Raw genomic sequence first — 20,474 nt, forward strand, 5'->3', positions numbered from 1 at the left:
AGTGGTATTATAGTATAGTCTGATTTAAGTTATTAGTACTGGAGGGAAATAAGAATGCGTGTGAATATTACTCTAGCATGTACAGAATGCGGAGATCGTAACTATATCTCAAAGAAAAACAAACGTAACAACGCTGAGCGTATCGAGCTTAAAAAGTATTGCAAGCGTGACAAGAAGTCTACGTTACACCGTGAAACAAAGTAAGCAGTAGGAATATTTTCCTACTGTTTCTTTTTTTATTCGATTCCTCTCTTAAAAGTGATACACTATCATCGTAGAGCAAAGTATCACTGTGAGGGGGAAAATGTGTGAGAGAAGAGAAACTACGTTTACGTAAACAAATAATAGAGCACATGAATTCTTTATCAAAAGAACGGTATACAACTTTATCAGAGCAAATTGCATTTTCGTTGTATGCACAAAAAGAGTGGGCTGAAGCTAAAACAATTGGAATCACTCTTTCAATGGAAAATGAAGTGAATACATATCCTATTATCGAAAAAGCTTGGGAAGAAGGAAAGAAAGTTGTTGTTCCGAAGTGTAATAAAGAAACAAGAACAATGTCCTTTAGGCAAATTAGTAATTTTGATCAATTGGAAACAGTGTATATGAATTTACGTGAGCCAATTCCAGCGCTTACGGAAGAAGTGAATGCAGATGAAATTGACCTTCAAATTGTACCAGGTGTAGCTTATACAGAGCGAGGAGAACGGATTGGATATGGTGGTGGCTATTATGATCGTTATCTCATGCATTATAAAGGGAAAACGCTATCATTAGCTTATAGTTTTCAAATGGTAGACCATATTCCAATAGAGCCGTTTGATAAAAATATAGAAAAAATTATTACAGAAAAAGGAACAATGGTTAAAAATGGGCTTGTATAGACAAATAAAAATTGACGAGACTTTTTCTTCTTGATTATAATAAAATATGTGAACGTTTTCTTATTATAATTTTTTATAGTAAGTGAGCATAGAGGGTGATGAAATGTTATCTATATATGATATTCAGCAATTGCTAAAGAAATTTGGTACGATTATTTATACAGGAGATCGAATTGCAGATTTACAATTAATGCAAGATGAATTGCGTGAATTAAATCAATCACAGCTAATCGATTCACAAGACTATCAAACAGCTTTATTTTTATTGAAGCAAGAAATTCAAAAAGAGCTAAATAAGAATTAGATAAAGGTAGGTAAGTAACATGGAAGAGAAATGGTTAGTTGGTGTTGACCTTGGTGGTACAACGATTAAATTAGCATTTATTAATGTATACGGTGAAATTTTACATAAGTGGGAAATCCCTACGAATACAAATGAGCAAGGAAAACATATTACACTTGATGTAGCGAAAGCAATTGATAAAAAGTTAGAAGAGTTAGGCGAATTAAAAAGTAAGTTAATCGGTATTGGTATGGGAGCTCCTGGCCCTGTACACGTGGCGTCTGGAATGATTTATGAAGCGGTTAACTTAGGATGGAAGAACTATCCGTTAAAAGATTTATTAGAAGTAGAAACAGGATTACCTGTTGTGATTGATAATGATGCGAACTTAGCAGCGCTTGGTGAAATGTGGAAAGGTGCTGGTGAAGGAGCAAAAGATTTAATTTGTATGACGCTTGGCACTGGTGTTGGCGGCGGTGTAATTGCCAATGGAGAGATTGTACACGGCGTAAGCGGTGCTGCTGGTGAAATCGGACACATTACAGTCGTTACAGAGAATGCTTTCCCATGTAATTGCGGGAAGTCTGGTTGCCTAGAAACTGTAGCATCTGCAACAGGTATTGTGCGTGTTGCTATGCAAAAAATACAAGAGACTGATAAAGAAAGTATTCTACGTTCTATGTTAGCAGAAGAAGGACGTATCACATCAAAAGACGTATTTGAAGCACATGGACAAGGTGATGAACTAGCAGGCGAAGTAGTAGAAAAGGTAGCTTCTTATTTAGGATTAGCTGTAGCGAACCTTTCTAGCACGTTGAACCCAGAGAAAATCGTTATTGGCGGAGGCGTTTCTAAAGCTGGAGATGCACTTTTAGAACCAATTCAACGCTATTTTGAGCAATATGCTTTCTCACGTGCTGTAAAGAGCACGAAGTTAGCTATTGCAACACTTGGTAATGATGCAGGTGTTATCGGAGGAGCTTGGCTTGTAAAAAAGCACAAATACGAAGCGAAGATGATATAAGTTGTGAAGTATGAAAAGAGGAAGGGGAAACCCTTCCTCTTTTTGTGCGAAATCTTGATGAAAACGAGCATGTAAATGAATTAAGCTGCTGGTGGGTACCCGTTATATAGAACAGTCATGATTGTAAACCATCCGAAAACGAGTACAGTTGCAATTGCAAAGCCGCCCGCGAGAAAATTCTTTTCGCGAAGTGTTCTAAGCGTAGCAAATACAGCTAACAGAGTGACAAGCGTAAAAATAATAACAAGGCCCATACAATATCCTCCTCTGTCTACCCATTCCTTAATATGAGTTTTTGGAATATTTACTCTTTTATATTGTACATGTTTTAAAAATGATTGTCGAGATAGCATCCTTTCTTTTCCTAAGAGAAAAAAATGTTGTATCATTGAAAGTAAGTTTAATAATTGGAGGAGATTTTCATATGAAATGGATACAAATGCCGTTAGGCCCATTACAAACAAATGCTTATATTTTAACGAATGAGCAAAATGAGTGTATTATCTTTGATCCTGGTCACGAAGGAGAGAAGCTCGTTACATATTTACAAGAAGAACAATTAAAGCCACTGGCTGTTTTATTAACACATGCTCACTTTGATCATATTGGTGCTGTTGATGCGGTAAGAGACGCTTTTCATATTCCTGTGTACGTACATAAAGAAGAAGCAGATTGGTTAGGCGATGCAACTGTAAATGGTTCTCAAATCTTTATGATGAATCGCAGCATTACAGCAAAACCAGCAGATCATATTATTGATGCAGAAGGTGCATTAGCAATTGGTTCATTTAACTTTGAAATTTTTGAGACACCAGGACATTCTCCAGGCAGTATTTCTTATTACTGTAAAGAGGCGAATGCTGTATTTTCTGGAGATGTATTATTCCAAATGAGTATTGGAAGAACAGATTTACCTGGTGGAAGTTTTGCAGAGTTGATTGGAAGTATTGAAGAGAAATTATTTGTATTACCTGATGAAACAGCGGTGTTATGTGGACATGGTCCAGAAACAAGCATTGGTTTTGAAAAAGAAAATAATCCATTTTTACAGTAAGGAGCTAGTATGGGGATGGAGCTCATTTTAAAAGAATGGATGGAAAAAGAAAAGGATTATTCAATCTCATACAGTACATATATGAACCTCGCATTATATGCAGAGGAACATGGATATTATATGAAAGAACGTGAAAAAATAGGAAGACAAGGGGATTTTTTTACAAGTAGCAACGTATCCTCTGTGTTTGCAAAAACTTTTGCTAAGTTTTTTATTCGTCTTGTTGAAAATGGTGAAGTTGCTCCACATATTTGTGAGATTGGTGGGGGGACAGGAAGGTTTGCCTATGATGTTTTACAAGAATGGAAGCAATTATCACCGGAAACCTTTATTGATTTAAACTATTCGATAATTGAAATGAGCCCTTTTCATAGAAAATTGCAGCAAAAGACTCTTTGTTCGTTTTCTAATGTGTCATATTATACGTCGCATAGTGAAATGGGAGAATCGTTCGAGGGGATTCTTTTTTCGAATGAGTTATTTGATGCATTTCCTGTTGAAGTAATTGAGAAGAGAAATGGAATATTGTATGAAGTACGTGTTACGTACACAGAGGAAGGGAAACTTGCAGAAGTATGTAGGCCGTTACATAAAAGAATTGGTCGATACTTATTGAAATATAATATTCATCTCGCTGAAGGCCAGCGTTTTGAAGTGCCAATTGCGATGGAAGAATATATAAAAGAAATTGCGAAATGGTTTCAACGAGGTGTATGTATTACAGTTGATTATGGATATACAAAAGAAGAATGGATGCATCCTGCACATCAAGAAGGTAGTTTACGAGGATATTACGAGCATAAGTTAATTCGTAATCCTTTAGCGTATCCAGGTGAAATGGATCTTACTACTCATATTCATTGGGACGAACTGAAAGAAATGTTTAGCCTGCAAGGTATGAATATGGTATGGCATAAGAAACAATCTGAGTTTTTGTTAGCAGCAGGAATACTAGAGCTGCTTACGAATCATCAAGATCGGAATCCTTTTTCTGAAATTCAAAAACAAAATCGTGCAGTTCATTCTATGATTTTGAGCGGAGGATTAGGGAGTGCATGTGATGTTGTTATACATACGAAACATATGCAACAGTTACACTTGGGTCGGTATTTGAAAATATAAAAAACAAGACACAGCATAGTTCTGTGTCTTGTTTTTTAATACGACTTATGTAGCATCATATATTTCCTCTCATGATATATATTTATATTAAAGATATGAGATAAAAAATATAAAATACGTCCTTTTTCTCTGTCTATGAGTCCCTAACCCAATAATACGCGAACGAGTTGAATAATTGTCTCGTTTTCTACTTTGTAATAAATTTCCAATCCTTTTCTTTCACTTGAAACGATTTTAGCACTTTTTAACTTTGCTAAATGCTGTGAAATTGTAGATTGTGGCATGTTTAAGCCAGTGTACATTGTAGAAACGTTGCTTGGACCGCGTTCAATTAATCCTTTTACAATACATAAGCGAACAGGATGAGCAAGTACTTTCAATAATTCTGCATTGCTTTCATATAGTTCTATTTCTTTTTGAAAGGTTTCTAACATGTTCTTTTCCACCTCCGTGTGAGCTGTTATACCATAATATACATACCAAAAAATTAAAGAAAAGAAAACAGTTGTTGCAGAAAAACATTCCTAAAGTAAAGAAATTGTAAGAAAAGAGACCCTGATGTAAATAAAGTAGATAATTTAGCACGGTTTTGTAAAATGACATTTTTGGGTGAAAATTTCGATGCATTTTAAAAATTGAAAGATATAGATATATTTGTAACACAATTTTATCATGATTTTCTTATTCTTTCAAATGAATATACGAAATTTTTAAAATAATATGACAAAGGAATTATAATGTTATATATAGAATATAAAACAGGTTAAAAGAAAAGAAGCCGAATGTAGTCAGCTTCTTTATGGTGAAAATGAAATGTTTGAATATAGCTGATAAATCTTATAATTACCAAGACGTTAGTTATGTATTCTAGATTTCATCTTTCATCAATTTTAAAAATCTGTGGTTCCATATATTTTCATAAAAATCAATCGTCTCTTTTGCGGACATAAATGGATTATTTAACGTAGAGGTTGCTTTCTGGAACATGAAGTTTTCGTACCCTAGTCCATGGGCAAATTTAATCGTGGTATCCATACAGTACTCTGTTTGGGCACCACAAAATTCAATACAATGTACAGATAATTGATCTAAAATCTCTTTCAAGTTTGTGTTATAAAAAGAATTGGCATGTGTTTTTCTTACAAAAAAATCTTGTTTTTGAACATCTAAATCTGAATGAATAGCCCAAAGTTCTTTTTCAGGTACTAAATCATCATCACAATGTTGAACGAAAAGAATTGGTTTATTTGATTTTCTGTATGAAGAAATTCTTTTATTTACTTTTGTAAGTAAATTTTGTAAATTAAATAAATGCTCCTCACTATAACATACTCCATTTTGTAAATCGATAACGATTAAAACATCTGCACATGTATCCATTATTTTTGCCCCTTTTTTACTTCTTAATATATCAATTAATTCATTACTTGGAAATAGATAGTGATCTGTCATTTTTTTTTATGAATTATACGAAGGGTTGACAAATATACTTATCAGCGTAAAAAAGAAGATATGATAACTTAATTTCATATCTTCTCTGCTTTCTATGCATTTACAGGCTCTTCTACATAAGAAAGGGCATTTTCAAAATCGGATATTAAATCGTCAACATTTTCAAGACCGACGGATAGCCGAAGTAATGAATTTGAAATCCCTCTTTCATCACGAGCTTCTTGCGATAGTGCTGCATGTGACATTTTAGCTGGGTAGGAAAGGATCGATTCGACAGCCCCTAAACTAACCGCAAAGACAGGTAATTTTACTTTTGATAAAAATTGGCGAAGTGCGTCTTCTGATTGTAAAGTGAAAGATAGGACAGCTCCTGCTGATGTAGCTTGAGATTGTTGAATGTTAAATCCAAGATGTGTTTGTAATCCTGGATAATAGACATTTTGAACTTTAGCGTGCTCTTGTAAATAGTGTGCAATTTTATTGGCATTAGCAGCTGAATGCTCAAGACGTACATGCAATGTTTTTAGACCACGAAGTACGAGAGAACAATCTTGCGGGCCTAGAATAGCGCCGAATGAATTTTGTAAAAAGCCAAGTTTTTGAGCGAGATCGGTATCTTTTACAACTGCTAATCCGGCAGTAACATCACTATGACCGGCAATGAATTTTGTGGCACTATGAAGAACGACATCAGCGCCAAGGTCAAGTGGTTTCTGGAATAGTGGTGTCAAAAATGTATTATCAACAAAAGTAAGGGCGCCAATAGATTTTGCAAGTTTAGAAACAGCACGAATATCTGTCACTTTTAAAAGTGGATTGGAAGGTGTTTCTACATAAAAGAGTTTTGTATTTGGCTTAATGTTTTGCTTTATTTCTTCTAAATTGGTCATATCAACAAATGTATGTGAAACACCGTAACGGGAGAGAACTTCAGTTATCATTCGATAAGTTCCTCCGTATACGTCTTCTGAAATGAGTACGTGATCACCTTGTGAAAGGAGGAGGAATGCAGTAGAAATCGCTGCAATTCCTGATGCGAAGGCAAATCCTTTTGTTCCGCCTTCTAATAAAGCAATGATGTCTTCAAGAGCTTCACGAGTTGGATTGCCTGACCTGCTATAGTCATATTTTCCGAACGTATCTACATCAAATTGGTGAAATGTTGATGTGTTATAGATGGGAACGTTAACAGCTCCTGTTTGCGAGTCATGTTTATATTGGTTGTGCAGTAAGAGTGTATCTATAGAATAACTCATATTCTTACACCTTCTTTTACAAGTTTAATGGCTTGCTTTAAGTCTTGAATTAAATCGTTACTATTTTCAATACCAACGGAAAATCGAAGAAGACGATTACATACACCGTTTGCTGTTCTAATTTCTTCAGGAATATCAGCGTGTGTTTGTGTTGCTGGATATGTCATTAAACTTTCAACACCACCGAGACTTTCGGCAAATGTAATTAAGGATAAAGATTGTAAGAATGGATTAATCCATGTTTCATCTTGCAGACGAAACGAGATCATGCCGCCTCTTCCAGGATAAAATACATCTGTCACCCCATCCTCATCATTTAAATAAGCAACAACTGCTTTTGCATTTTCTTCATGTTGTCTCATGCGAAGCGCTAACGTTTTCATACCACGAATTAATAGCCATGAGTCAAATGGACTTAAGACTGCACCAGAGGCATTATGATAATGAGCGATTTCCTCACAAAGTTCCTTTCCTTTTGCAACGACAAGTCCACTTAGTACATCGTTATGACCACCTAAATATTTCGTTGCACTATGAAGTACGATATCGGCACCTTCTGTTAATGGCTGCTGTATATAAGGTGTGTAGAATGTGTTGTCTACAATAAGAAGTAGTCCGTGTCTTTTCGCTACAGTTGCAACAGCGGCAATATCGGTAACTTGCATTAATGGATTAGTTGGAGTTTCTATGAAAATAGCCTTCGTTTTCGTTGTGATGGCTTGCTCAATTTGTTTAATAGATTGTGTATTTACGTATCTACATCGAACGTTCCACTTTTTTTCGTGCTCAGAAAATAATCGATAAGTGCCACCGTATAAATCTTCGGAAACAATAAGTTCGTCTCCAGAGCGGAATAGGGAAAGGACCAGAAGAACGGCTGCCATCCCTGAACTACAGGCATAACCTTGTTCACCGCATTCTAAGTCTGCGATTGCCTGTTCTAATAGGCCGCGCGTTGGATTTCCAGTTCGTGAATAATCAAATCCAGTAGATTTACCAATTCCTTCGTGACGATAAGCAGTTGAAAAATAAACAGGTGGATTAACAGTTCCTGTTGTAGTTTCACTCCGGTTTCCGATTTGCGCTAATTTTGTTTCGATAGTTGACATGTGAAAATTCCTCCTTTTTAAATTGAACCATTAGTTGAATATAAAATAAAAAAGCCTTCTAAGAAGAAGGCTTTCGGTTTGAATAGAGTCTTCTTCTCATCTGTCAAATCTTTCACAATTTGCTGGAATTAGCACCTTATTAACAAATGTTAATGGTTGCTGAGGCGTCATAGGGCCAGTCCCTCTACCTCTCTAGATAAGAATGTTCGTATGAAATTTTATTATGTTTTTAACTTTACAACAAAAGATAATTGAATTGCAACTTTATTTTAAATAATTTTTATTTTTCCGCAAGTGTCATTGACTTTTGTATTTGTGCGTGCTAAATTTATAAAAAAATTAACAAACATTGTTAAAAGGGGAACGCATTTCCTTTTAGCTACATAAATAAAATAATAAAGACAAACTCTTATTGAGAGCGGTGGAGGGAAAGGCCCTGTGAAACCCGGCAACCTTCAAACGAAATGTTTGAAACGGTGCTAATACCTGCAAAACGAATGTTTTGCATAATAAGAGGAGGAACAATTATGTCCCCCTCTTCAAAGTGAAGAGGGGGTTTTTTATATTGATAGAAATGAGGGAGATTTGTGAAATTACTAGATTTATTATCAAAAGGAATTGTAATAGGTGATGGTGCGGTTGGGACGTTATTACATTCACATGGTTTGCAAAGTAGTTTTGAAGAATTGAATATATCTGATCCAGATTTAATTATATCGATTCATAAGCAATATGTAGCGGCTGGGGCAGATGTGATTCAAACAAATACGTACGGAGCAAATGAAGCGAAATTACGTATGTATGGATTAGAAAATCAAGTTACTGAAATTAATAGAGCGGCAGTAAAACTGGCGAAAGCATCTGTTACAGACAGAAATGCAATTTTAGGCACAATTGGTGGTATGAAACATATCGGGGCGGTTACGACAACTGATATGGAGCGAGAATTTATGTTACTGGAACAGGCAAGTGCATTATTAGAAGAACAGGTTGATGGACTGCTATTAGAGACTTTTTATGATGAGTTTGAATTACTTCATGCTGTCCAGGTGTTACGAAAAGAAACAAATATTCCAATTGTAGCGCAATTGGCGTTACATGAGGCGGGTACGACTCAAAATGGAAATGATGTAAATGAAATATTAAAACAGCTTTTAGATTACGGTGCAAATGTTGTTGGATTGAACTGCCAACTAGGGCCACTTCATATGACGGAAGCTTTTAAAATGATATCGATTCCGAAAAATGGTTACTTGTCAGCATATCCAAATGCAGGTCTCCCAAATTATGTAGAGGGACGATACGTATATGAGGGAAGTCCAGCTTATTTTGAAGCGATGACACCGAAATTTATTGAGCAAGGCATTCGGTTATTGGGCGGTTGTTGTGGCACGACTCCAGAACATATTGAAAGTATGAAACGTGCGACTCTAAATGTTACGCCTGTAATAGAAAAGGATACGGTTCAAAGACCGAAAGTAGTTCATACACATGAGAAACGTTCAAAAGCTCATGTCACTTTAGCAGAGAAAGCAAAAAAACAAACGACCGTAGTAGTGGAATTAGATCCACCAAAAACGTTAGATACGCAGCGTTTTTTTGAAGGCGCAAGAGCATTGAAAAGAGCTGGAGCAGATGCTATTACTCTAGCAGATAATTCATTAGCATCGCCCCGTATCTCGAATATGGCAATGGGAGCATTATTAACGAAGCATGATATTCCGGTATTGACGCACTTAACATGTAGAGACCATAACGTCATCGGACTACAATCTCATTTACTAGGATTATCAGCGTTAGGCATGGAAGAAGTGTTAGCTTTAACTGGAGATCCAGCGCGCGTTGGTGATTTTCCAGGTGCCACTTCTGTATATGATTTGTCCTCTATCGAGCTCATTAAAATGATTAAAGAAATGAACGATGGGCGTTCCGTTTTAGGGAAATCCATTGGACCGGCAACAAGGTTTTCTGTGGGCGGTGCATTTAACCCGCATGTAAGACATTTAAAAGCAGCGGTTAAGCGAATGGAACGGAAAATAGATGCTGGAGCAGAATATTTCTTAACGCAGCCGATTTATGATATCGCGTTAATTGAAGAAGTGTATGAAGCGACAAAGCATTTAGAACAACCTATTTTTATTGGGATTATGCCATTAATAAGTAAACGGAATGCAGATTTTCTTCATTTTGAGGTGCCAGGTATTACTTTACCTGAAGCAGTAAGAGAGAGAATGGATGGACATGAAACGAAAGAGGCAGCAATTGAGGAAGGGATTCGTATTTCTCAAGAATTGATCGATGCGGCGATGAAATACTTTAACGGCATTTATCTTATTACACCATTTTTAAAATATGAAATTACAGAACATCTTGTTAAATATGTGAGAGAAAAGCAAGAAGTGAAAGAAGGTATTAATTGATGAAATGTATAGAAGAAAAATTACAAAATAACATCTTAATATTAGATGGTGCAATGGGAACGATGATCCAGCAAGAGGATTTAACTGCGGAAGATTTCGGAGGAGAGGAGTACGAAGGGTGTAATGAGTATTTAGTAGAAACAAGACCAGATGTTATTTTAAAGATTCATAAAGCCTATATTGAAGCTGGAGCGGATATTATTGAAACAAATACATTTGGGGCAACCAATATTGTACTAAGTGATTATGAGTTATCTCATTTAGACGAGGAGCTAAATGAGAAGGCAGCGCGTTTAGCGAAGCAAGCAGTCGAAGAAAGCGGGAAGGAAGTATATGTTGCGGGAGCAATGGGACCGACAACGAAAGCGATTAGTGTTACTGGTGGTGTAACGTTTGAAGAATTAATTGAAGCTTATACACGGCAGGCAAGAGGATTGTTGAAAGGAGAAGTGGATGTATTACTCGTTGAGACGAGTCAAGATATGCGTAACGTGAAGGCTGCTTATATTGGAATTCAAGCGGCTTTTGATGAACTAAATACAGTTGTACCTATCATGATTTCGGGAACGATTGAACCGATGGGAACGACTCTAGCTGGGCAAACAATTGAGGCTTTTTACTTATCGGTAGAACATATGAAGCCATTATCTGTTGGATTAAACTGTGCGACTGGTCCGGAGTTTATGAGAGACCATATTCGTTCTCTATCTGATTTATCGGAGTGTTACATTTCTTGTTATCCAAATGCAGGTCTTCCTGATGAAGATGGACATTATCATGAATCTCCATCTTCTCTCGCTGAAAAAGTGAAGCGATTTGCTGAAGAAGGATGGGTTAATATTATCGGTGGTTGTTGTGGTACAACACCAGAACATATAAAAGCAATGAAATCCGCATTAACGTCTCTTAAACCTCGTGAACAGCAAGAGAGAGCGGGACATGGGGTTAGTGGATTAGAGGCACTGCAATATGATGACTCTATGAGACCGTTATTTGTTGGTGAAAGAACAAATGTTATTGGATCACGTAAATTTAAAAGATTAGTAGCAGAAGGGAAATTTGAAGAGGCTGCTGAAATCGCTAGAGCGCAAGTGAAGAAAAATGCTCATATTATTGATATTTGTATGGCAGACCCGGACCGCGATGAAATAGAAGATATGGAAAACTTCTTGGCAGAAGTTACGAAAGTGTTAAAAGTACCGATTATGATTGACTCAACAGATGAACATGTGATGGAGCGAGCTCTTACTTATATTCAAGGGAAAGCTGTTATTAATTCAATTAATTTAGAAGATGGAGAAGAGCGATTTAAAAAAGTGACACCGCTTCTTCGTAAATATGGTGCTGCAATTGTAGTTGGAACAATCGATGAAGATGGAATGGCAGTAAGTGCGGAAAGAAAACTAGAAATTGCGAAAAGAAGTTATGAGTTATTGACGACGAAATATGGTATACGCCCATCAGATATTATTTTTGATGCACTTGTATTTCCTGTAGGGACAGGTGATGAAGAGTATATTGGCTCGGCGGCTGCGACGATAGAAGGGATTCGCCTTATTAAAGAAGTATTACCAGAGTGTTTAACGATTTTAGGTGTAAGTAACATATCATTTGGTTTACCACCAGCTGGTCGCGAAGTGTTAAATTCCGTCTTTTTATATCATGCAACGAAAGCAGGGTTAGATTACGCGATTGTAAATACGGAAAAATTAGAGCGCTATGCGTCAATTCCTGATGAAGAAAAACGCCTTGCAGATGCATTGCTTTTTGAAACGACGCAAGAGACGTTAGAAAAATTTACAAACTTCTATCGCGTGGCAAAAAAGAAAGATGTTGTTGTCCAAGAAACATTAACACTTGATGAAAGGCTCGCAAATTACATTGTAGAAGGTACGAAACAAGGTTTACACGAAGATTTAAGTCTCGCACTTACAGAAGGAAGAAAACCTTTGGATATTATTAATGGCCCACTTATGACAGGAATGGATGAGGTAGGACGATTATTTAATAATAATGAGCTTATCGTTGCTGAAGTATTGCAAAGTGCTGAAAGTATGAAAGCTGCTGTAAGTTATTTAGAGCCACATATGGAATCTAGCGATAGTGCGAAAAAAGGAAAAGTATTATTAGCAACTGTAAAAGGTGATGTGCATGATATTGGGAAAAATCTCGTTGAAATTATTTTAGCAAATAACGGATATGAGATTATTAATTTAGGAATTAATGTTCGCTCGGATCGAATTGTGCAAGAAGTACAAGAAAAGAAGCCTGATATTATAGGTCTTTCTGGTTTATTAGTAAAATCGGCTCAACAAATGGTAACGACTGCTGAAGATTTAAAAGCGGCGGATATTGATATTCCAATTGTTGTAGGCGGGGCAGCGTTAACGAGAAAGTTTACAGATAATCGCATTTCGCCATCTTATAAAGGGCTCGTATGTTATGCGAGTGATGCGATGACGGGGCTGGATATTATTAATAAGCTTCAAAAAGAAGAAGAGCGTGAGAAGATGAAGCAGGATAAAAAAGAATGTCATCTTCATATCGTAACAAAAGAAGAGAAGAAAGTAGAAATTCCAGCAGTAATTGAGCCATTGCCGAAGGCTGAGGTTATCGTGCCGGATTCAACAAAACGAATTGTATTAAGAGATGTTCCTGTTTCACATCTCGCGCCATTTCTAAATAGACAAATGCTGCTTGGACATCACCTTGGCCTAAAGGGAAGTGTGAAGAAACTTTTGCGAGAGGGAGATAAAAGAGCGCATGAATTAAATGATTTAATAGATGAATTATTGCAGGAAGGACAATCTTGGTTAAAACCGAAAGCAGTGTATCAATTTTTCCCAGCGCAAAGCGACGGACAGAATATTGTAATATATGATCCAGAAGATCATACGCGTGTTATAGAGCGTTTCACATTCCCAAGACAAGGAAAAGCACCATATCGTACTTTAGGTGACTATTTACGCCCAGTTGGAGATGAGATGGACTATGTTGCTTTCCTATCTGTTACGGTTGGAGAAGGTGTTCGTGACATTGCTGAAGAGTGGAAAGCGAAAGGTGATTATTTACGCAGTCATGCTATTCAATCGTTAGCGCTTGAACTAGCAGAAGGACTTGCTGAAAAAACACATATGCTCATTCGCGATCGCTGGGGGATTCCAGATTCGCCAGAATTGACGATGGAAGAACGCTTCCGTACGAAATATAGAGGGATACGAGTGTCCTTCGGTTATCCAGCATGTCCAGAACTCGCAGATCAAGAAAAGTTATTTCGCTTAATTCATCCAGAGGAAATAGGTATTTCATTAACGGAAGGATTTATGATGGAGCCAGAAGCGTCTGTAACGGCTATGGTATTTTCTCACCCCGAGGCAAGATATTTTAGTGTATTATAGTCTAGAAGGGGGAGACGTATGAAAAAAATAGTCTTTACAGGTGGCGGTTCGGCAGGGCATGTAACACCTAATTTAGCCATCATTCCACATTTACAAGAACAGAATTGGGATATTTCTTATATTGGTTCTCATCAAGGAATTGAGAAAACGATTATAGAAAAGGAAGGCATTCCGTACTATAGTATTGCGAGCGGAAAGCTACGCCGTTATTTTGATTTAAAAAATATAAAAGATCCTTTTCTTGTGATGAAGGGTGTTATGGACGCGTATGTAAGGATTCGAAAATTAAAACCGGATGTGATTTTTTCAAAAGGTGGTTTCGTATCTGTACCAGTCGTAATAGGCGGATGGTTAAACAGGGTACCAGTTTTATTACATGAGTCTGATATGACGCCAGGACTAGCAAACAAAATTGCGCTCCGTTTCGCTTCGAAAATATTTGTTACATTTGAAGAAGCTGCGAAACATTTACCGAAAGAAAAAGTAATTTATACAGGATCTCCTGTACGTGAAGAAGTACTAAAGGGAAATCGTGAAAAAGGTTTAGCATTTTTAGGTTTTTCACGTAAAAAGCCAGTTATTACAATCATGGGAGGAAGTTTGGGCGCAAAAAAAATTAATGAAACGGTTCGAGAAGCGTTACCAGAACTTCTGAAAAAATATCAAATTGTTCACCTTTGCGGAAAAGGTAATCTTGATGATAGTTTACAAAATAAAGAAGGATATAAACAATTTGAGTATGTACACGGAGAACTGCCAGATATATTAGCCATAACAGATTTTGTTATTTCACGTGCGGGCTCTAATGCCATTTTTGAGTTTTTAACATTGCAAAAGCCGATGGTTTTAATTCCACTATCGAAATTTGCAAGTCGTGGAGATCAAATACTAAATGCAGAGTCTTTTGAGAGACAAGGATATGCTTCCGTATTGTATGAAGAAGATGTGACTGTGAAATCTCTTATAAGGCATGTCGAAGAATTAAATCAAAATAATGAAGTGTATAAAACAGCTCTAAAAAAATATAATGGAAAAGAAGCAATTCAAACAATCATTCAACATATTTCAGAGGCATGATGAAACAATCATGCCTTTTTTAATATAATGAAAGATTCCAAGGATTGATATTTTTATGTTACAATAGCAAATAGATTAGTAGGGAAATTCCAATTAATGAAGCGTGAAAATACGAATGGATTAGGAGTGACTGTGTTGGAGCTAAGTCTCTATGAAAATACTGCACTTATTATATGCTTTGTGTTGTACGTTGGTAGTGTTATTGTTTATATTTCAAGGAAGTTTTCGCAAGAAAGAGAGCTTGAAAAATCAGAAATAACAGCTGAACTAGAAATGTTAGCTGATGAAAGTTATAAAAAACAAAAAATAAAAGAAGACCATGAGGCATCCCATCATTTAAACGCAAATAAGTTTTAAAGATGGGGATTTTTTTTGAAGTCGTTTTTTATTATATAGCAAGTAACGCTAAAAAGGAGTTTCCCGTATATAAAGAAGGGGTGTATAGAAATGAATTTTTACATCGCTTCAGGATTCCAAAATAAACATCTTGTAAGTTCTATAGCAAATGAACTGAAATATGCAGGATGGCACCATACATATGATTGGACAAGAAACGAAAGAGCTGTGAATCAAGAGCAATTAAGAGAAATTGGTCAGGCAGAAAAGAATGCTATTAAAGAAGCGGATATATTTTTACTTATATTAGATGGCGGAAACGGGAGCCATACAGAGTTTGGAATGGCGATCGCGTTAGAGAAAAAAATATATGTATATCATGAAGGAAATCCGCTCCAAACAACGTTCTATCATTTGCCAGAAATAAATATTTTTGAAGGAGATGCAGCAGAATTTGCATCTTATGTTATGAATCATGTGAAATAATAATAACTACCTAAAAGGTTATAAAAGTGATCTTTTGGGTACAGTGATGATAAGAAACATATATAAAGGAGTACATAATATGAAATTAGAAAATGGATGGGAAACGAGCTTTTTAGAAGTCGTACAAAATAGCGAATTTAAGAAAGAGGCACTTCTTAGCCAATTACTTTTTGCAGATAGTGAAGAAGTTGAGGAGCTTGTAGATGATTATGGTTATGAAGAAATCATTGACCGCGAACATGATGATGAATTAGCTGATATTTTAGGAGAAGAACTTTTTAGTGAGATGGAACGACACGTATTCTTATCTTCACAGTCAGAAGAAAAACTTATTTCATTCGTAAATGGATTAGGTTTTCATGTGTTAGATTGGATCGTTCTTCTTGAAACAGAATTTGGCATCGATAGTGCACACTTTACGTCGGATGCTGTGAAAATGTTAGAAAAGCGTTTCAGACAATTTCCATACGTAGAAGATAAAACAATTTTTGACATGACATTTGGAGAAGCAATGGATGTATTAGAGTCTATTACAGGATTACAACTGAAAGAAAAGATGAATGTATAATGTAAAAAAAGAACGTGATCACCTCACGTTCTTTTTTTACATTATAATAATTTTATCATCTAGTTTCGTTTGTCCGCTAAGAAGTGCGTTTAAATATTCCACTTTTCTTATACAGGCTTGTATATGTCTTTCAACCTCTTGTAACTCTGCTTGGTGATGCGTTTCAATAGGATGAATTTGTACGTTGAATTTTTCAAATTGACTACTATATGTTATTTCTGCATAGCCGCTCATAATATCTGTTTCGTTATGAAATAAAAATTGCTTCGTTTTGTCACAGAATGATACATTCTGAAAGCCATATACTTTTAATGCTTCAATTACTTTTTTTATCATTTTTGTATTCATTTTTTTTAACCCTCTTTACGAAGTTCTACTTATACATTATAACATAAAAAATTACATAGAAAGCGCTTCCAAGTGTATTTTATTATAAACTTTACGTTTCAATCACAAAAATGAAACAAAGAAAAAATAATTGTAAAGAAGGAAGGACTCTTTTATTGTTTCGTCATATATATAGAGAAATAGTGCAATGAAAGGAAATTTTCCGAGGTGGAGATTGTATTTCCAATTTGAGCGCAGTAAAAGAGGTGAAAATCTTGAACTTTGATATTGTAGGACAAAAAGCATATATAAAAGATGGAGCGCATCGGAACCGAATTGGAATTGTAAAGAAAAACGAGACAAAATTAGAATCGCAGTTTGCTATTGTAATTGGAGAACAAAGTATTGATGTAGAGCTCAAGGATATCGTGTTAGTTGGAGTAGATGTAGGACAATTTCATAAATGGTGCGAACAAAATGGTTATTTGTGAAAAGGACGGGCTGTGAGATAATGAAATATATGTGAGGAAAGAGAATATGTTATTGTATTCTCTTTTTCTATGTGTAAGGAGACGGAGATGAAGTATAAAGAACGGGATTTTACATTGGAGCTAAAAGAGAAAATTCAGTGTATGGAGAAGGAAATAAAGCGAATATCACTTAAACTGTATAAAGAGTATTCGCATTTATACATAGAAAAAAACATGGAATTAGATATGGGATTTGCAAGAGAGAAAGAGAATCCCTTTGAGGTGGGATATAATTCATCAGTTGCTATAGCTATATTAGATGAAGAAAAAGAGATGATTGAATTTCACAATATTTCAATTTGGAAATGCGAAAGAATCTTTTTAGGAATGTCAATTCAATCAAACATTTTTGGGAGTAAGCAAGTAGGGGAACTAGTTGATGAATCTTGTGATGAGATTGAGGAGGAGTTAAAAGAGCAGCTAGAAGAATACTTGGTGTGATAATTCTCAAGATAAGATCTATAAAGAGGGAACGGAATAAAAAAGACGCTAACAATTGTATGTTAGCGTCTTTCTTTCATTATGAAGCAATTTCACCAGTTTTTGTATCATCTTGATTGTACGTATCTTGATCTAATTCACCAAGCCATTTGCTTGAAATAAGACCTGCTGTCATAGAACCACTTACGTTAAGAGCTGTACGCCCCATATCGATTAATGGCTCAACTGAGATCACTAGAGCAACAATACCGATTGGTAAGTTCATTGTAGATAGTACGATTAATGCTGCGAATGTTGCACCGCCACCAACGCCGGCAACACCAAATGAGCTAATTGCAACGACAGCGATTAAAGTTAAAATAAATTGTGGTTGTAATGGATCAATTCCTACAGTTGGAGCGACCATCATTGCAAGCATTGCTGGGTAAATACCTGCGCAACCATTTTGTCCGATAGATACTCCAAATGATGCTGCGAAGTTAGCGATTCCTTCAGAAATACCAAGTTTTTCTTTTTGTGCTTCAATATTTAATGGCATTGCACCGGCACTAGAGCGAGATGTGAATGCGAATGTTAATACAGGGAACACCTTTTTCAAATATTGAATTGGATTTAAACCAGATAGAGCAATTAATAATAAGTGGATAACGAACATTACGATAAGTGCTACGTAAGACGCTAACACGAAGTTACCAAGTTTTAAAATAGCATTTATATCGCTACCAGCAACTGTTTTTGCCATAAGAGCTAATACGCCGTATGGAGTAAGACGTAAAATTAATGTTACCATACGCATTACAATTGCATATACAGCATCAAGCATTTTCTTAAATAGCTCTGCTTGTTCTGGATATTTTCGTTTTACACCTATAAAGGCGATGCCGATAAAGGCTGCAAATATTACAACAGAAATTGTTGATGTTGGACGAGCGCCTGTTAAATCAAGAAATGGATTTGTAGGCAATAGTTCTAATAATTTATCTGGAATTGTTGTTTTTTCAATAGAAGTAAATCTTTCTTCAACTAGCTTCAGACGAGCAGATTCTGCATTACCTTGTTGCAGACCAGTTGCAGATACATCAAATCCTGCACTTGCAGCGATACCGACAGCTGCAGCAATTCCTGTAGTCAGAATTAAAATTCCGATAATAAGACCACTAATTTTACCAAGGTTTTTCGTTAACTGTAATTTGGTAAATGCTGAAATAATAGATACTAAAATAAGTGGCATAACGATCATTTGAAGTAACTTCACATAACCGTTACCAATTAAGCCAAACCAAGTATTTGATTCAATAATGACTTTAGAAGTAGGCTCATAAATAAATTGTAATATAAGACCGAAGATAATTCCGACTCCTAAAGCAGTAAATACACGTTTATTAAAAGATACATGCTTACGTTGCATATAATATAATACGCCAACTAAAATGAGCATGACTGCAACGTTAATTCCGACAAGCAGTGTATTCATGATGATTCCCCCTAATTCCAATCTGTTATATAGAATATAAATCAATAAAACCTATAAGTCAACTAGGGAATTCCGGAATTAAAAAAAAGATGGCAAAATGCCACCTTTTAATGTCCAGCCCCAGGGACAAGTAAGAATGTCGTGTAGTATGTAAATCCTATGAAGAAAACAGTCAAATATGCCCCGAATACGTATATATACATACGCTCTGTTAATTTTAAATAGCTTAAAAGTACGAAGAATCCTGTTTGTCCTAAAAATAGTAGTGCGGCCTGTTGCATATCCCCTACGTAAAACATAACCGAGAAAATTCCAGTCCAAAAGCCGAGAACGCGAAACATGCGCTCCATGCCATCTCCCTCCTTTTCTAAAAAAAGTAAACCTCACTTCATTATAGTTTATTTTTCTTACTATTGTAAATATTCTCTCATATAAAAAGAAGCCAATTATAATTGGCTTCTTTTTATATGAGAGATTAAATTGTTAGTTTATAATTACAAGATTTACATCCATCTAGTAAACTATCGTTTCGTGTTAATTCCGTGTTAGGGAATAGGATTTCAAAAATCCCTTTCATCATATCTCCGTGCATATTACAAATTTCAGTTGGGTGATGGACAGCAACTTCTTTAAATGGACAATTGTGTACATCATAGAAAATTTTCGTTCCATCTGCACTTAATTCAAATGCAGGTGATAAGCCAGCTGTTGAAAAGGCTTCTTTTGCAATTTGAACTTTTTGTTCCACTGTTAAAGCATCTTCACTCACATTTAAACGCTGCATATGTTGTTGCATTAATTCGGCCCCGAATTGTTTCCCTGTTTCGTATAGCGCTTTTTCACCAGCAGCACCAAGGCTAAGTAAAGAATTAAACGCGATTCTTGCTAACAATTGATAGTCACGGAATGGGAATTGTAATTGGATAACATCTTCAGATAATACATATAATCTGCTTGGTCGTCCGCCTTTTCCAGTTTTCTTCGTTTCAGATTTCAGCATATGAACATCTTCTAATTTAGATAAATGTAAACGCGCTACGTTTGGATGAATTTCAAACTCATCTGCAATTTCTTGTACAGTTACGTAACTATGTTTTTGAGAAATATATTTATAAATGTAATAACGAGTTGGGTCAGATAATACACCAGTAATTTTTAAAGCTTGTTCCATGAGGATCTCCACCTTTATCACTTTATCCAAGATAATAACATTATAATACAGATAAACAT

At 35.8% G+C, this 20,474-nt stretch carries 23 protein-coding genes and 2 riboswitches; of the genes, 14 read left to right on the forward strand and 9 right to left on the reverse strand.

The window, feature by feature from the left end:
• Positions 1 to 54 precede the first annotated feature (54 nt).
• The 4 genes from rpmG (at position 55) to glcK (ending at position 2,194) form a co-directional block, all read left to right on the forward strand.
• Positions 55 to 204 (forward strand): 50S ribosomal protein L33, encoded by a 150-nt coding sequence (gene rpmG / locus MR147_RS21430; RefSeq protein WP_001265616.1) that lies wholly within the window; start codon positions 55 to 57, stop codon positions 202 to 204.
• A 104-nt stretch (positions 205 to 308) separates the two neighbouring features.
• Positions 309 to 887, forward strand: a complete 579-nt coding sequence (locus tag MR147_RS21435) for a 5-formyltetrahydrofolate cyclo-ligase (protein WP_061132151.1) — start codon at positions 309 to 311, stop codon at positions 885 to 887.
• Between the two features lie 103 nt (positions 888 to 990).
• The gene (locus tag MR147_RS21440) at positions 991 to 1,191 is read left to right on the forward strand and encodes a YqgQ family protein (protein ID WP_000949156.1); all 201 of its coding nucleotides are present in this window, start codon (positions 991 to 993) and stop codon (positions 1,189 to 1,191) included.
• Positions 1,192 to 1,210: 19 nt separating this feature from the next.
• Positions 1,211 to 2,194: a glucokinase gene (gene glcK / locus MR147_RS21445; protein WP_000391706.1), complete on the forward strand. Its 984-nt coding sequence runs from the start codon at positions 1,211 to 1,213 to the stop codon at positions 2,192 to 2,194.
• A gap of 80 nt (positions 2,195 to 2,274) precedes the next feature.
• Here glcK and MR147_RS21450 read toward each other — a convergent pair whose 3' ends face one another.
• Complete coding sequence (locus tag MR147_RS21450; RefSeq protein WP_000524853.1) at positions 2,275 to 2,448, reverse strand: DUF2759 domain-containing protein; 174 nt, start codon at positions 2,446 to 2,448, stop codon at positions 2,275 to 2,277.
• Between the two features lie 170 nt (positions 2,449 to 2,618).
• Between MR147_RS21450 and MR147_RS21455 the strand changes: the two genes are divergently transcribed.
• A complete protein-coding gene (locus MR147_RS21455) occupies positions 2,619 to 3,248 on the forward strand; it encodes an MBL fold metallo-hydrolase (protein WP_000871248.1) in 630 nt (209 codons plus the stop codon).
• A 9-nt stretch (positions 3,249 to 3,257) separates the two neighbouring features.
• Entirely contained in the window at positions 3,258 to 4,370 is a 1,113-nt protein-coding gene (locus MR147_RS21460; RefSeq protein ID WP_074610544.1) for a class I SAM-dependent methyltransferase, read from the forward strand.
• A gap of 143 nt (positions 4,371 to 4,513) precedes the next feature.
• Here the strand turns inward: MR147_RS21460 and MR147_RS21465 are convergent, their stop codons facing one another.
• From MR147_RS21465 to metI, 4 genes are all read right to left on the reverse strand, one after another.
• The gene (locus tag MR147_RS21465; protein ID WP_000894375.1) at positions 4,514 to 4,804 is read right to left on the reverse strand and encodes an ArsR/SmtB family transcription factor; all 291 of its coding nucleotides are present in this window, start codon (positions 4,802 to 4,804) and stop codon (positions 4,514 to 4,516) included.
• 433 nt (positions 4,805 to 5,237) lie between these two features.
• The gene (locus tag MR147_RS21470) at positions 5,238 to 5,750 is read right to left on the reverse strand and encodes a cysteine hydrolase family protein (RefSeq protein ID WP_242304718.1); all 513 of its coding nucleotides are present in this window, start codon (positions 5,748 to 5,750) and stop codon (positions 5,238 to 5,240) included.
• Between the two features lie 164 nt (positions 5,751 to 5,914).
• A complete protein-coding gene (metC, locus tag MR147_RS21475; protein WP_000122291.1) occupies positions 5,915 to 7,078 on the reverse strand; it encodes a cystathionine beta-lyase in 1,164 nt (387 codons plus the stop codon).
• A complete protein-coding gene (metI, locus tag MR147_RS21480) occupies positions 7,075 to 8,187 on the reverse strand; it encodes a cystathionine gamma-synthase/O-acetylhomoserine thiolyase (protein WP_074610941.1) in 1,113 nt (370 codons plus the stop codon). Before metI ends, metC begins: the two co-directional genes overlap by 4 nt.
• 93 nt (positions 8,188 to 8,280) lie before the next feature.
• A riboswitch (SAM riboswitch) is annotated at positions 8,281 to 8,390 on the reverse strand.
• 203 nt (positions 8,391 to 8,593) lie between these two features.
• A riboswitch (SAM riboswitch) is annotated at positions 8,594 to 8,703 on the forward strand.
• 71 nt (positions 8,704 to 8,774) lie between these two features.
• On the opposite strand from metI, the gene MR147_RS21485 reads away from it, so the two are divergent.
• The 6 genes from MR147_RS21485 (at position 8,775) to MR147_RS21510 (ending at position 16,472) form a co-directional block, all read left to right on the forward strand.
• Positions 8,775 to 10,607 carry a bifunctional homocysteine S-methyltransferase/methylenetetrahydrofolate reductase gene (locus tag MR147_RS21485; RefSeq protein WP_000770334.1) on the forward strand — a complete coding sequence of 611 codons (1,833 nt, stop codon included), beginning with the start codon at positions 8,775 to 8,777 and terminating at the stop codon, positions 10,605 to 10,607.
• The gene (metH, locus tag MR147_RS21490; protein ID WP_242304719.1) at positions 10,607 to 14,005 is read left to right on the forward strand and encodes a methionine synthase; all 3,399 of its coding nucleotides are present in this window, start codon (positions 10,607 to 10,609) and stop codon (positions 14,003 to 14,005) included. Before MR147_RS21485 ends, metH begins: the two co-directional genes overlap by 1 nt.
• A gap of 18 nt (positions 14,006 to 14,023) precedes the next feature.
• Positions 14,024 to 15,082: an undecaprenyldiphospho-muramoylpentapeptide beta-N-acetylglucosaminyltransferase gene (gene murG, locus MR147_RS21495; RefSeq protein WP_242304720.1), complete on the forward strand. Its 1,059-nt coding sequence runs from the start codon at positions 14,024 to 14,026 to the stop codon at positions 15,080 to 15,082.
• 96 nt (positions 15,083 to 15,178) lie between these two features.
• The gene (locus MR147_RS21500) at positions 15,179 to 15,439 is read left to right on the forward strand and encodes a DUF3966 domain-containing protein (protein ID WP_000817964.1); all 261 of its coding nucleotides are present in this window, start codon (positions 15,179 to 15,181) and stop codon (positions 15,437 to 15,439) included.
• Between the two features lie 90 nt (positions 15,440 to 15,529).
• Entirely contained in the window at positions 15,530 to 15,904 is a 375-nt protein-coding gene (locus MR147_RS21505; protein ID WP_242304721.1) for a nucleoside 2-deoxyribosyltransferase, read from the forward strand.
• 79 nt (positions 15,905 to 15,983) lie between these two features.
• Positions 15,984 to 16,472: a hypothetical protein gene (locus MR147_RS21510; protein WP_242304722.1), complete on the forward strand. Its 489-nt coding sequence runs from the start codon at positions 15,984 to 15,986 to the stop codon at positions 16,470 to 16,472.
• Positions 16,473 to 16,508: 36 nt separating this feature from the next.
• On the opposite strand, the gene MR147_RS21515 is transcribed toward MR147_RS21510, so the two are convergent.
• Positions 16,509 to 16,820 (reverse strand): hypothetical protein, encoded by a 312-nt coding sequence (locus MR147_RS21515; RefSeq protein WP_001093243.1) that lies wholly within the window; start codon positions 16,818 to 16,820, stop codon positions 16,509 to 16,511.
• Between the two features lie 254 nt (positions 16,821 to 17,074).
• On the opposite strand from MR147_RS21515, the gene MR147_RS21520 reads away from it, so the two are divergent.
• Entirely contained in the window at positions 17,075 to 17,290 is a 216-nt protein-coding gene (locus tag MR147_RS21520; RefSeq protein WP_001008320.1) for a DUF3912 family protein, read from the forward strand.
• Positions 17,291 to 17,377: 87 nt separating this feature from the next.
• Positions 17,378 to 17,770 carry a hypothetical protein gene (locus MR147_RS21525; RefSeq protein WP_242304723.1) on the forward strand — a complete coding sequence of 131 codons (393 nt, stop codon included), beginning with the start codon at positions 17,378 to 17,380 and terminating at the stop codon, positions 17,768 to 17,770.
• A 79-nt stretch (positions 17,771 to 17,849) separates the two neighbouring features.
• On the opposite strand, the gene MR147_RS21530 is transcribed toward MR147_RS21525, so the two are convergent.
• The 3 genes from MR147_RS21530 to MR147_RS21540 all read right to left on the reverse strand — a co-directional run bounded on the left by MR147_RS21530 (position 17,850) and on the right by MR147_RS21540 (position 20,415).
• Complete coding sequence (locus MR147_RS21530; protein WP_242304724.1) at positions 17,850 to 19,244, reverse strand: L-cystine transporter; 1,395 nt, start codon at positions 19,242 to 19,244, stop codon at positions 17,850 to 17,852.
• A 107-nt stretch (positions 19,245 to 19,351) separates the two neighbouring features.
• Complete coding sequence (locus MR147_RS21535) at positions 19,352 to 19,594, reverse strand: DUF2626 domain-containing protein (protein ID WP_000440717.1); 243 nt, start codon at positions 19,592 to 19,594, stop codon at positions 19,352 to 19,354.
• A 125-nt stretch (positions 19,595 to 19,719) separates the two neighbouring features.
• Positions 19,720 to 20,415, reverse strand: coding sequence for a helix-turn-helix transcriptional regulator (locus MR147_RS21540; protein ID WP_000434132.1), 696 nt, complete (start codon positions 20,413 to 20,415; stop codon positions 19,720 to 19,722).
• Positions 20,416 to 20,474 lie beyond the last annotated feature (59 nt).

The sequence above is a fragment of the Bacillus cereus group sp. BfR-BA-01350 genome, assembly GCF_022663775.1.
GTDB lineage: Bacteria > Bacillota > Bacilli > Bacillales > Bacillaceae_G > Bacillus_A > Bacillus_A paranthracis.

Excerpts from the sequence above, each read along its gene's own strand:
- rpmG (WP_001265616.1), top strand. The coding sequence starts at position 55 with ATGCGTGTGAATATTACTCTAGCATGTACAGAATGCGGAGATCGTAAC.
- MR147_RS21440 (WP_000949156.1), top strand. The coding sequence starts at position 991 with ATGTTATCTATATATGATATTCAGCAATTGCTAAAGAAATTTGGTACG.
- glcK (WP_000391706.1), top strand. The coding sequence starts at position 1,211 with ATGGAAGAGAAATGGTTAGTTGGTGTTGACCTTGGTGGTACAACGATT.
- MR147_RS21450 (WP_000524853.1), bottom strand. The coding sequence starts at position 2,448 with ATGGGCCTTGTTATTATTTTTACGCTTGTCACTCTGTTAGCTGTATTT.
- MR147_RS21455 (WP_000871248.1), top strand. The coding sequence starts at position 2,619 with ATGAAATGGATACAAATGCCGTTAGGCCCATTACAAACAAATGCTTAT.
- MR147_RS21460 (WP_074610544.1), top strand. The coding sequence starts at position 3,258 with ATGGGGATGGAGCTCATTTTAAAAGAATGGATGGAAAAAGAAAAGGAT.
- MR147_RS21465 (WP_000894375.1), bottom strand. The coding sequence starts at position 4,804 with ATGTTAGAAACCTTTCAAAAAGAAATAGAACTATATGAAAGCAATGCA.
- MR147_RS21470 (WP_242304718.1), bottom strand. The coding sequence starts at position 5,750 with ATGGATACATGTGCAGATGTTTTAATCGTTATCGATTTACAAAATGGA.
- metC (WP_000122291.1), bottom strand. The coding sequence starts at position 7,078 with ATGAGTTATTCTATAGATACACTCTTACTGCACAACCAATATAAACAT.
- metI (WP_074610941.1), bottom strand. The coding sequence starts at position 8,187 with ATGTCAACTATCGAAACAAAATTAGCGCAAATCGGAAACCGGAGTGAA.
- metH (WP_242304719.1), top strand. The coding sequence starts at position 10,607 with ATGAAATGTATAGAAGAAAAATTACAAAATAACATCTTAATATTAGAT.
- murG (WP_242304720.1), top strand. The coding sequence starts at position 14,024 with ATGAAAAAAATAGTCTTTACAGGTGGCGGTTCGGCAGGGCATGTAACA.
- MR147_RS21500 (WP_000817964.1), top strand. The coding sequence starts at position 15,179 with ATGAAGCGTGAAAATACGAATGGATTAGGAGTGACTGTGTTGGAGCTA.
- MR147_RS21505 (WP_242304721.1), top strand. The coding sequence starts at position 15,530 with ATGAATTTTTACATCGCTTCAGGATTCCAAAATAAACATCTTGTAAGT.
- MR147_RS21510 (WP_242304722.1), top strand. The coding sequence starts at position 15,984 with ATGAAATTAGAAAATGGATGGGAAACGAGCTTTTTAGAAGTCGTACAA.
- MR147_RS21515 (WP_001093243.1), bottom strand. The coding sequence starts at position 16,820 with ATGAATACAAAAATGATAAAAAAAGTAATTGAAGCATTAAAAGTATAT.
- MR147_RS21525 (WP_242304723.1), top strand. The coding sequence starts at position 17,378 with ATGAAGTATAAAGAACGGGATTTTACATTGGAGCTAAAAGAGAAAATT.
- MR147_RS21530 (WP_242304724.1), bottom strand. The coding sequence starts at position 19,244 with ATGAATACACTGCTTGTCGGAATTAACGTTGCAGTCATGCTCATTTTA.
- MR147_RS21535 (WP_000440717.1), bottom strand. The coding sequence starts at position 19,594 with ATGGAGCGCATGTTTCGCGTTCTCGGCTTTTGGACTGGAATTTTCTCG.
- MR147_RS21540 (WP_000434132.1), bottom strand. The coding sequence starts at position 20,415 with ATGGAACAAGCTTTAAAAATTACTGGTGTATTATCTGACCCAACTCGT.